The organism is Flavobacterium branchiophilum FL-15 (genome assembly GCF_000253275.1).
Lineage (GTDB): Bacteria > Bacteroidota > Bacteroidia > Flavobacteriales > Flavobacteriaceae > Flavobacterium > Flavobacterium branchiophilum.
The window spans coordinates 1505818-1517602 of sequence record NC_016001.1 but is presented as its reverse complement, the minus strand read 5'-3'; the positions used below and the strand labels follow the sequence as shown (position 1 = coordinate 1517602).

The window sequence follows — 11785 nt, the reverse complement described above, 5'->3', positions numbered from 1 at the left end:
AAGGTAACCTCTAAAAACTAATTTATTAAAAAAAATCTCGTTAATAATTTGTGAAACAAATTAAAAATCAGTATATTGTGGCCATTATGAAAGCATTTAAACGACATAGAGATTACGGATTTTTTGACCAAGATATTCGACTTTCAAAGTTGAGTAAATTAGGCGATCCATTAGAGAAACTCAATCAAGGTATTGATTTTGAGGTATTTAGAACAGTTTTAGAAAATGGGTTTGAAAAAGTGGCAAAAGGCAAGGGCGGTCGTCGCCCTTTTGATTACATGATGATGTTCAAAATATTGATACTTCAACGTTATTATAATCTGTCTGATGACCAAATAGAATATCAAATTAATGACAGAATGAGCTTTATGCGATTTTTAAATTTATCTATTGCTGACGATATTCCTAATAGTAAAACCGTTTGGAATTTTAGAGAGCAAATGGTTAATTTAGAACTAGTTGATGTTGTTTTTGCTTTATTTTTAAAAGAATTAGAGCAGTTAGGATTAGTTGTAAATGAAGGCAAAATTATTGATGCAAGCTTTATAGAAGTTCCAAATCAACGTAATTCAAGAGACGAAAATAAACAAATAAAAGAGGGGGAAACTCCAAAATCATTTGAAGAGAATCCTAATAAAAAAGAGCAAAAAGATTTAGATGCAAGATGGACAAAAAAAAATAATGTGAGCCATTATGGTTACAAAAACCACATAAAAGCTGATGCGAAAAGTAAACTAATAGTAAAATATAAAGTAACAGATGCTTCTGTTCATGATTCTCAAATACTTGATAGTCTGTTAGATGACAAGGATACATATGAAGATTTTTATGGAGATTCAGTTTATAGTGGTCAAACCCAACAAGACATATTTTCGAATAAAGAAATGATTGACAAAACCTGTAAAAAGGGTTATAAAAATAGTCCTTTAACAGATCAAGTCAAGGAAATTAATAAAGAAAAATCGAGAGTTAGATCACGAGTGGAACACATTTTTGGTTTTATGGAAGGAAGTATGAATGGAATGAATTTATGTGCCATTGGTATAAAAAGAATTGAGGGTATTGTTGGTTTAATGAATTTGACTTACAATATGTTTAGAAAAATTCAATTGCAAGCAATTTAAGTAGAGAACGTGCATCTTGTTGCTAATAATTAAAAATATAAATAACTGAATATCAACATATTAAAAATTATTTTAAAAAAAATGAAATAATCAAAAATCAATATTAAAATTTTAAAAAATCAAAGAAATTGATTTAGATTAGAATGTTGAGTTTTTAGAGATGCCCTTAAACTTGTTGGTGAGAATGTGAAACTTGGTGGTGGGGTTTTGGATATTGTAAAACTACAATTTGTTTGATATTCTACTCCTCCGCTAGACTTAAAAACTACAAATAAAGTACCTCCTGAAACATTAAATTCGGAAGAATTTATCGAGAAACTTGCTGTTGTTGAATATGTGCCATTACCACTTGAAGGTTGAGTCCAAAATGATTCTTGAATCTGTACCCAACTTCTTTGTACTCTCGAATCTGAGGAAGATTTTTGAGTATAAACACGCAAATCACTTAAACCAACAACTTGAGCATTTGGCTTGCTTAAGTTTATTCCTAAATTTATTGAAGTACTGGTACTTGATGCTAAATCTATGTTTCCGCAATTTGCTGGCGAAATTGTTGATTGACCATTATTTGTGTATTGCAAATTTTGTACATTTACGGATACTTGAGAATATGAGCTAAAACTAATAAATAGTATTGCAACAAATTGTAAAAACTGTATTTTATTTTTCATCTTAATTATTTTTAAATGATTTTTATTTTTTTACTAAATGTATTTGAAAACCAATTCCAACTATAAAATTATTAGATTTTACATTTGAATTAAACTTTGATGAATCATAATTAAGCGAAAGTTCGAGTGCAACGCTACTATTAAAAAAAATAGCTAAACCTCCTTTAATAGTATATCCAGTACTTTTATTTGTTCCCCCTGAATCGCTTTTACCTTCACTAAAATTATAACTCGTTTGTAAAAAAGGATTAATCATTTTATCAGATTTTCTAAAGTAATATCTAATAAAAGGTGATACACCATAACCTTGACTATTATTGTTGTCACCAGAAGGGTTTGAAAAGCTAAAACTCACAATAGTTCCAAGTGCAACATTTTCTACAACAAAATACCCTAAATTTGGAGCAATAGTTAATGCACTACCAGTTTGAGTTGTTTCTGTATTATTGTTTTCAATTGTACTTTTGTAATTAGTAAAGTTTCCACTGCCTCCAACCATCCAATTACCTTTTGTAATTTGGGCATTTGCAGAAAGTGTAAATAAAATGGTAGCGATAAAAAATAATTTAATTGTTTTCATAATTGAATAAGGTTTAAAAATTGTTAAATGATGATAATTCTGTTTTCTTTTTGGTGGGCTATTTTCTTGCAATAGCATTTTTTTTAGTAATTTCATATGGCGAACGTTATTAAAATTTAAGCGTTTAGTTGCTCAAAGATTTCTGCCAACTAGTAGATATACGAAAGTTATTGCGTTTTTAACATTCTATATCCACTTCACAAAAGTACAAACAAAAAAACATTTTGCAACTTTTTTTATAAAAAAAATTGCAAGAATAAAAATGAGAAGTAAGAGGTTAGAAGCAAGAAGTTAGAAGCAAGAAGTTAGAAACAAGAAATTTGAAGTAGGAAAACGAAAAATAAGAAGTTTGAAAAAAACTTTGGTGAGTGGAGACTGTCTGTTGGGGGTTGCCCGCATGAGGGATAGAGCAAGGCACCATGTGCTCGTGATAGCCCGACGGCAAAAAAAGGAAGCCCCGCCTGAAGGGTTTGGCTTGGTGGGGGCTTTCTTTTTTTTGGCGGCATGCCCTAATGGTTTTGGTGTTTTATAGGAGTTTTTTTGTAAGCCAATATGTTTTTTTACGAACTCTTTGTTGGTCATTTTGATTCATACAAAGGGTTGTGTTGTAGTGTTTTTGGTGTGTTGGGTTTTGTAGGTGGGGTTTAAAACGGCACTTCTTCGTCTTCGCTGTCTGATGTATAGCGACTTGTTGGAGCTCCAAAGGCTTCGTTTGCCGAGGGGAGGTTTTTGGTTATAAAGGGGTTGTCGTTGTTCATTTTGGAGGGCAAATCGTCGTAGCCACCACTAAAATCGTCGAGATTGTCGAATTTTCCTAAATTTCCTATAAATTTTAGTCGGATGTTTTCTAACGATCCATTACGGTGTTTGGCTATAATAAATTCGGCTTGCCCAGCGGTTGGCGAGGCTTCGTCGTCGTCCCATTCTTCGATTTTGTAATATTCTGGACGGTATATAAACGACACAATATCGGCATCTTGCTCAATGGCTCCCGATTCACGAAGGTCCGACAGCAATGGTCGCTTGCTGGTGCCACGGGTTTCTACGGCACGTGAAAGCTGCGAAAGGGCTATTACGGGTACTTCGAGCTCTTTGGCAAGGGCTTTTAAGTTTCTGGAAATGGTAGAAATTTCTTGCTCTCTATTGCCTCCCGCTTTGCCATTTGAGCCTCCTGCGGTCATTAATTGTAAGTAATCGACTATGATTAATTTGATGCCGTATTGGGATGCCAACCGTCTGGATTTGGCTCTAAGGTCGAAAATAGAAAGCGATGGGGTGTCGTCTATATATAATGGGGCTTTTTCGAGGTTTTTGACTTTGATAGAAAGTTGTTCCCACTCGTGTTTTTCGAGTTTTCCTGTACGTAATTTCTCTGATGACAAACCTGTTTCGGACGATATTAAACGGGTAATTAATTGTACAGATGACATTTCTAGTGAGAATAAAGCTACAGGATGACCAAAATCTATAGAAATATTTCGTGCCATTGACAGTACAAATGCGGTTTTACCCATACCAGGTCTGGCTGCTATGATAATCAAATCGGAGGGCTGCCAGCCCGAGGTGAGCTTGTCCAATTTGTCAAATCCTGTGGCCACTCCGCTCAATCCTTCTTTTCCTGCTATTTCTTCGATACGTCTTTTGGCTTGTGTTACAAGGCTTTGTGCCGTTTCGGAACTTCGCTTGATGTTGCCTTGTGTTACTTCATAAAGCTTGGATTCGGCTTTGTCTAAAAGGTCAAAAACGTCGGTAGTTTCGTCATAAGATTCTTCTATAATTTCAGATGATATACGAATTAAACTTCTTTGAATGTATTTTTGAAGTATAATTCTGGAATGAAATTCGATGTGTGCAGACGATGAAATTTTTTGGGTAAGTTGTATCAAATACATATCGCCGCCTGCCAAATCGAGTTTGGCATTTTTTTTCAATTGGGCAGAAACGGTCAGTAAATCTATCGGTTGCGAGTCTGTAAAGAGCTGAAAAATGGCTTCAAAAATGTATTTGTTACTGTCTTTATAAAAAGCATCGGGTTGCAGGATGTCGATCACTTCATCAACTCCTTTTTTGTCTATCATCATGGCACCCAATACAGCTTCTTCTAGGTCTAATGCCTGTGGTGGTATTTTGCCTTTTTCGAGTCCAATAATGGGTGTTTTTTCGGGTTTTACGGGTGCTAAATTCTTGATATTCTCCATAGGTGCGAAGGTATGAAATAATAAAAAAATAAAAAATTTTAGTTTTACAATAGATTTGTTTATAACTGGGTGCCAATTGTTGATAAGTCAAAAAAAATCCGAAACTTAATGTTTCGGATTTTTTAACTACCATAATTATGTAGGGAATTACTCTTTAAATTCTCCCATTTTAGAGTATTTATCCATTCTTTGCATCACAAGTTCGGTGTGAGACAAATCTTTGAGTTCGCTAAATCCTTTCAAAATGTATTGTTTGACGTTTTTAAAACCAGTTGGCTTGTCAAAATGGATGCCACCAAGTGGTTCTGGAATAATGTCATCTACTAATTTTTGTTTTTTCATATCGGCCGATGTCAGTTTGAGTGCTTCGGCAGCTTGTGCTTTGTATTCCCAACTTTTCCAAAGTATAGACGAGCAAGATTCTGGCGAAATAACAGAATACCAAGTGTTTTCCATCATATAAACTCTATCTCCAACCCCAATTCCTAAGGCACCCCCCGAGGCTCCCTCGCCAATAATTACTGATATTATTGGGGTTTTAAGACGTACCATTTCAAAAATGTTTCGGGCAATGGCTTCTCCTTGTCCTCTTTCTTCGGCTTCTAGCCCTGGATAAGCTCCCGGAGTATCAATAAGTGTCAGTACAGGTATGCCAAATTTTTCGGCCATTTTCATCAGTCGTAAGGCTTTTCTATACCCTTCTGGGTTGGCCATTCCAAAGTTGCGGTACTGTCGCATTTTAGTATTTATTCCTTTTTGTTGGCCAATTATCATAAACGATTGGCCGTCTATTTTGCCCAATCCACCAATCATGGCTTTGTCGTCTTTGAAATTTCTATCGCCAAACAATTCTAAAAAAGTATCGCCACAAAGGGCCGTAATGTGTTCTAACGTATAGGGCCTGCTTGGATGCCTGGACAATTGTACCCGTTGCCAAGCAGTTAGGTTTTTGTAAATGTCTTTTTTAGTATCTTCTAATTTTTTAGAAATTTGTTTACATGTTGTAGAAACATCTACATCTGATTCTTTTCCAATGATTTGACATTTGGTTAATTGCTCTTCTAATTCTTTGATTGGAAGTTCAAAATCTAAATATTCCATGTGTATTGGTTTTTGTTTGGATTGAAAAGCAAAGATAGTTTTAAATTTTAATTTTGAAAATATTTTTAATTAAAATTGCCAATTTTCTACAAATTAGCCCCTGTTTTCATTTCTTTTTTTGGGCGTTCCCCAAGGGTCGGGCTATTCGTTTCAATCTTTTTTGTTTTTAAAAAAAAAACAAAAAAGGATTTCCACTACTATCCCTAACGCACCCACCTCTTTGATTAGTACCAGATTCACTATGACAAATTATTTGCCCTATGAACCATTTTTTTACTGAAAAAACTTTTATTTTTTTATTTTCTTTAACTTGTTTTTTATTATTCCATTGGCTACCACCGTTAGCAAGATAATTCCTGCACCAAAATAAAATTCGGTACTCATTTTTTCTTTGTCTTGAAAAATTAAATAGGCCAAAACAATGCCATAAATAGGTTCCAAATTGATGGTTAGCATCACCGTATAAGGAGACAAAACTTTCATAACTTTTATCGATGCAGCAAAAGCATAAGCAGTGCAAAAGGAGGCCAAAAGGAACAATAAAATGAAATCCCTAATAGAAATATGAAAAAATGCAGGACTAAATTTTTGAGTAACTATCATATACAATGTCATAAATCCCAAACCGCCAGCAAGTTCATAAATTGCAATATAGCTTGCGTCATATTTTTTTGCAAATCTACCATTTAACACAGAAAATAATGCAGATAAAAAAGCCGTTATAATTCCTAAAACAATGCCAGTTTTGTATCGGGTTTCTACATTAAAAATAATTGATAAACCACAAATTACAATCAACCCTAAAACCATTTCATACCAAACTATTTTGGTTTTATAAAACAATGGTTCTAAAAAAGCGGCAAAAAAAGCTCCCGTAGATAAACAGGCCAACGTTATAGAAATATTTGAAACCTTAATGGCTTCATAAAAAGTTATCCAATGGATACTGATTAAGCCACCTAAAAACAAAAGATTTTGTAATAATTTACCTTTAATTTTTAAAGGTTTTTTATACACCAACGTGTATATAACTAATAATATCAAAGCAAATAAAACCCTATACCAAACCAAATCAATGGCTTGCAATGAAATTAATTGCCCCAAAATAGCAGTAAACCCCCAAATAAACACTATAAAATGAAGGTGGAGGTAGTTTTTTAAATTATCGTTTTGCATTTTTTAATAAGTATATAGCCAGTATTCCAAATACAATGTTTGGAATCCAAACGGCAATGATGGCAGGAAAGCTTGATTTTTCGGCCAAAACACCAAATATTTTGTCAAAAAAAACAAACGAAAAAGCAAGTAAAATTCCTATTGTTAGGTTCATGCCCATGCCGCCCCTACGTTTCATAGAGGACACAGCTACCGCAATAATTGTAAGAATAAAAGCAGAAACGGGTACGCTAAATTTTTTGTATAAAACAACCAAATAGATATTAATATTGGCATTTCCTCGTGCTTTTTCTTTGTCTATAAATTCGATCAAATCCAAAAGGGGCAATGTTTCTGCAATGTAAACAACGGGAGTTAAATCTTCTAATTCAAAATCAAAATGAGCTTCTTTTTTATCAGCTTTTTCAATAATATCGTTCAACGGCCCCACTTTTCTATGAACGTAATCATACATCGTATAACTACTGTCTTTTGGGTTAAACTTGATTCTCGAAGCTGTTATTTTATAATCGAGTGTTTTGTCTTTATTGAATTTTTCTAGCGAAAAATTAAATGCCATTTGCGAAATGGTGTTGAAATTGCTTACGTATATATATTCGTCATCAGATATTTGTCTATATACATCGCTGTTTTGCCTCATTTCATTTTGTCCATTCCCAATCAAATACATGTATCGAAAATTATTGTATTCATCATTGGCTTTTGGTGCTAAAAAAAATCCCATTACCAGTGCCAAAACACACACAATCGTAGCACCAACTAAATAGGGTTTTAAAAAACGATTGAATGAAATACCAGAGCTTAGCATGGCAATAATCTCGGTGTTGTTGGCCAGTTTTGAAGTAAACCATATAATAGACAAAAATAAAAAAATGGGAAATAAAAAATTGGCAAAATGAATGGTAAAATAAAAATAATATTTTGCAATTGCCGCAAATGGCACTTTGTTGGCCAGCATTTTATTGACTTTTTCAGACACGTCTATTATAATCCCAATTGGAATAAATAACAAAAGCATTACCGAAAAATTGGTTAAATACCTTTTTAAAATATATTTATCTAAAATTGTAAGCATATTTTTATTTTACTTTTTTTAAAGATTTTTAATAGTATATAGTATATTTTTAGCAATAAATAAAACTACTTTTCAAATTAAAACAGTTAAAGTCTTTGGCTCATTTGAACCACCATTTTGTCTTTCCAGGATCTAAAATCGCCTTCTATAATGTGTTTTCGGGCCTCACGTACCAACCACATATAAAACCCTAAATTATGAATAGTGGCAATTTGTTTGCCTAAATATTCATTGGCAGCAAACAAATGTCGCAAATATGCCTTGGTATATTCTGTATCTACAAATGTAATGCCCATTGGATCTATTGGACTAAAATCGGCTTCCCATTTTTTGTTTTTAATATTTATAGTACCGTATGCCGTAAATAACATGCCATTTCGGGCATTTCTGGTGGGCATCACACAGTCAAACATGTCTATTCCTAATGCAATATTTTCAAGGATGTTAATAGGTGTTCCAACTCCCATCAAATAGCGGGGCTTGTCTTCGGGCAATATATTGCACACCACTTCGGTCATGGCATACATTTCTTCGGCTGGCTCGCCCACAGATAGGCCTCCAATGGCATTGCCTTGCTGGTTTGAATTGGCAATATATTCGGCAGATTGTTTTCGCAAATCTTTGTAAGTACTGCCCTGAACTATCGGAAAAAAAGTTTGCTCATAGCCATATTTAAAAGGTAGTTTTTCCAAATGTAGGATGCACCTGTCTAACCATCTATGGGTCATGTGCATCGATCGTTGTGCATACCGATAATCGCAAGGGTATGGGGTACATTCATCAAATGCCATTATGATATCGGCACCAATTGTACGTTGAATTTCCATTACATTTTCGGGCGTAAAAAAATGGTAGGAACCATCTATATGACTTTTGAACTTTACACCTTCTTCTTTAATTTTTCGGTTTGCCGATAACGAATATACTTGATAACCTCCTGAATCGGTTAGTATATTTCTGTCCCAATTCATAAATTTATGTAATCCTCCCGCTTTTTCTAAAATAGCAGTTTGTGGTCTTAAATACAAATGATAGGTATTTCCTAAAATAATATCGGGGTTGATTTCTTCTTTCAACTCCCGCTGGTGCACCCCTTTTACTGATGCAACGGTGCCCACTGGCATAAAAATAGGTGTTTCAATCATACCATGATCGGTAGTAATACTGCCCGCACGTGCCTTAGATTGAGGGTCTGTTTTTAATAAATCAAACTTCATATATACATTTTTCAGTTCGCAAATATACACAAAACAAATATGGTCTTATTTGTATTTGGCAATATTTTAACCATCAAATGTATTTTTTGTATTTTTTATAAATGAATAATTTTAAAATTAATAAATAAAAAGTTTATTTTTAAATTAATTATTATTTGTATAAATAAATATCTAAAAACTTTTATAAATTCTTTCTAATCCTTCTTCTAAAATGGCTCTTGATGTAGCAAAACATATTCTTACGTGGCCAGAAGCCCTTGTCCCAAACCATCTTTCAGATCCTGGAACCAATGCTACTTTTCCAACATCAAGTGCTTGATGTACAAATGATTCACTCGTGTATTCATTTTTTATTTCAGGAAAGATAACATAAGTTGCTTCGGGAATTGTGGTTTGTAATAAAGCCGATCGATTGATACTTGCAACAGCAAAGTCTCTATTGGATTCTAAATGTTTCAAAAATAAGGCTAACCAATCCAATCCTTTGTCCAATGCCACACTTGCCGCAATTTGACTCAAAGTAGCCACTCCTTCGATAGTACTATTAAATTGCGATTTTTCGATAAAATCATCCAAAACCACTTGATTTTTACACAATACCGCTCCAATTCGTAACCCCGCAAGTCCAAAACTTTTCGAAAAACCATATACCGTAAAACTTTTTTGGGCAGCATAATCTGATACACTCGAAAAGGTAGTAAATGGTGCTTTTTCATACAAAATATCACTCCAAATTTCATCACTCATAACCCATAAGTCGTGTTTTTCTGCTATTGAGGCTATTTTTTTCAATTCAGCGTAACCTAAAATTTTGCCATAAGGATTATGCGGATTACAAATACTAATGAGTTTGGTTTTTGGATTGATGCATGATTGCAAATGATCAAAATCTATTTGACCAGTTTGGTAGTCAATGGGGCAGCATTGCACTTTTGCACCACAAATTTCAACTGTTTTTTTAAACAAAAAATCAACAGGATCAAAAATAATGACTTCGTCTCCTGGTTTTAATAAATACTTAGCAATCAAATACATACCTTGTGCGGCACTGTTAATGGCTACTACATTTTCAGGCTCAAAACAACCATTTTTTCGGGCATTGAAAAAAGCAGCAACCTGCAGTTTAAAAACTTCTAAACCTGAAAACGGGCCATAACTCAAATAGCCATCTTGTAAGTATTTAATAACACCTTCGGTAATTTCTGATGCAATTGGAAAGTCTGGGTCGGCAGCGGTCAATGGAATAACGCCATCTAAAACAGTGGCCCATCTGCCATTAAAAGCTTTATGCTTTAAGGCATCGATATTAATGGATTCATTAGAAAACATCATGATTTTACAGATATGGGAATAGATTGGTTTTTTTGTTTGTGTATAGGCATTAAAAATTCTGTTCTTAATATGGAACCATTTTTTTTGTGTATAGCAATATCTAATTTTCGTATGTCTGAATACATTTGTAAGGCTTTATCGTAATTATTTTCGTTGGCCAACAAACAATCTGTTAAAATATGAGCATCATTTATTGCAGCACAAACACCTTGACTTGTAAAAGGTAATAATGAATGAGCGGCATCTCCCACAAAAACAGCATTTTTATAGTAGTAAGCGTCTAATGGATCCAATTCATTGACTTTCCAATAATGGGCATTTTGAAAATTCAAAACATTAAAAAAATCAGTCTCTTCAGTAACCCACGTACCAAAATGTTGTTGCATAAACGAAACTATTCCGCCAATAGATTCGTCTAACAGGGGGTGTTTATGGGTGTCAAATTGAGCATAACACAGGACTTCACTTTCATTTAATTTGAATATACCAAATGCCAATCCGCCGTCTTGATGTTTGAATTTTTTGAATTGATGCCCCAAACTTTTCAAAAGAAGTTCCGACTTGAATATAGTAACAATTTCTTGTACTCTACTGGCCTCTAATTTTTTTTCGGGCATTAATTTTCGTCTTATTGTGCTGTAAATACCGTCGCAACAAAGCACCAACGATGGTGGATTTATGGTTTCTCCGTCGCAAAATAAGATGGTTTCAATTCCTTTATCAGAAATTGTAATATCTTTTACTTTTTTATGATGTACAATAGATGTTATTGAAATATTTTCTTCTAATAAAGCAACTAAATCTCGCCTTGATATTACAAAATCCTCGTTCATTTGCTGCGTTTTAATGGCTATTCCTTCATGATTATAGGCTGTAAAATGGGTTAAAAAGTTGCCTTTATCTACCAGTTTGTCTGAATCTATTATGGTAGATAAAATTTTTAAACCATCATTAGGAATGATAAATCCATGTCCCTTCTCATTATTTAATGGTGCTTTTTCATACACTCTAAAATCAATACCAGATTTTTGTAACAAATTTGCCATGGTCAAACCTGCAATGCCTCCTCCCATTATTAAAATCATTGTTTTCAATATTTTAGTTAAAAATGAAAAACAAATATAAATAATCTTGTTCATTATTTATGATTTTAATATAAAATACAAGCTATAAATGGTATTTAATAATTTGTTTTAATCGATAAAATGATATATATATAAGTTAAAATGCAAAAAATATGAATTAAATCTAAAACAGAATAAAATAACTTCAATTATTTAATAATTGTTTAATAATTTCTGCAAATGATTG

General features: G+C 33.3%; 10 protein-coding genes. 1 reads left to right on the top strand and 9 read right to left on the bottom strand.

Annotated elements, in window-relative coordinates; genetic code table 11:
* Positions 1-50 precede the first annotated feature (50 nt).
* Positions 51-1124: an IS5 family transposase gene (locus FBFL15_RS06630; RefSeq protein ID WP_197535537.1), complete on the top strand. Its 1074-nt coding sequence runs from the start codon at positions 51-53 to the stop codon at positions 1122-1124.
* 119 nt (positions 1125-1243) lie between these two features.
* On the opposite strand, the gene FBFL15_RS06625 is transcribed toward FBFL15_RS06630, so the two are convergent.
* The 9 genes from FBFL15_RS06625 to FBFL15_RS06580 all read right to left on the bottom strand — a co-directional run bounded on the left by FBFL15_RS06625 (position 1244) and on the right by FBFL15_RS06580 (position 11559).
* Positions 1244-1795 (bottom strand): hypothetical protein, encoded by a 552-nt coding sequence (locus tag FBFL15_RS06625; RefSeq protein WP_014083851.1) that lies wholly within the window; start codon positions 1793-1795, stop codon positions 1244-1246.
* A 22-nt stretch (positions 1796-1817) separates the two neighbouring features.
* Positions 1818-2375: an outer membrane beta-barrel protein gene (locus FBFL15_RS15730; RefSeq protein WP_014083850.1), complete on the bottom strand. Its 558-nt coding sequence runs from the start codon at positions 2373-2375 to the stop codon at positions 1818-1820.
* Between the two features lie 644 nt (positions 2376-3019).
* Positions 3020-4573, bottom strand: a complete 1554-nt coding sequence (gene dnaB / locus FBFL15_RS06610; protein WP_014083849.1) for a replicative DNA helicase — start codon at positions 4571-4573, stop codon at positions 3020-3022.
* Between the two features lie 147 nt (positions 4574-4720).
* Entirely contained in the window at positions 4721-5674 is a 954-nt protein-coding gene (locus FBFL15_RS06605; protein ID WP_014083848.1) for an acetyl-CoA carboxylase carboxyltransferase subunit alpha, read from the bottom strand.
* A gap of 288 nt (positions 5675-5962) precedes the next feature.
* The gene (locus FBFL15_RS06600) at positions 5963-6850 is read right to left on the bottom strand and encodes a DMT family transporter (RefSeq protein ID WP_014083847.1); all 888 of its coding nucleotides are present in this window, start codon (positions 6848-6850) and stop codon (positions 5963-5965) included.
* Positions 6837-7925 carry an LptF/LptG family permease gene (locus FBFL15_RS06595; protein ID WP_014083846.1) on the bottom strand — a complete coding sequence of 363 codons (1089 nt, stop codon included), beginning with the start codon at positions 7923-7925 and terminating at the stop codon, positions 6837-6839. Before FBFL15_RS06595 ends, FBFL15_RS06600 begins: the two co-directional genes overlap by 14 nt.
* 86 nt (positions 7926-8011) lie before the next feature.
* Positions 8012-9142 (bottom strand): tRNA guanosine(34) transglycosylase Tgt, encoded by a 1131-nt coding sequence (tgt, locus tag FBFL15_RS06590; protein ID WP_014083845.1) that lies wholly within the window; start codon positions 9140-9142, stop codon positions 8012-8014.
* Between the two features lie 171 nt (positions 9143-9313).
* Positions 9314-10474, bottom strand: coding sequence for a pyridoxal phosphate-dependent aminotransferase (locus FBFL15_RS06585; RefSeq protein ID WP_014083844.1), 1161 nt, complete (start codon positions 10472-10474; stop codon positions 9314-9316).
* Positions 10471-11559 carry an FAD-dependent monooxygenase gene (locus FBFL15_RS06580; protein WP_044032191.1) on the bottom strand — a complete coding sequence of 363 codons (1089 nt, stop codon included), beginning with the start codon at positions 11557-11559 and terminating at the stop codon, positions 10471-10473. The genes FBFL15_RS06585 and FBFL15_RS06580 overlap by 4 nt, the downstream gene beginning before the upstream one ends.
* Between the last annotated feature and the right edge of the window lie 226 nt (positions 11560-11785).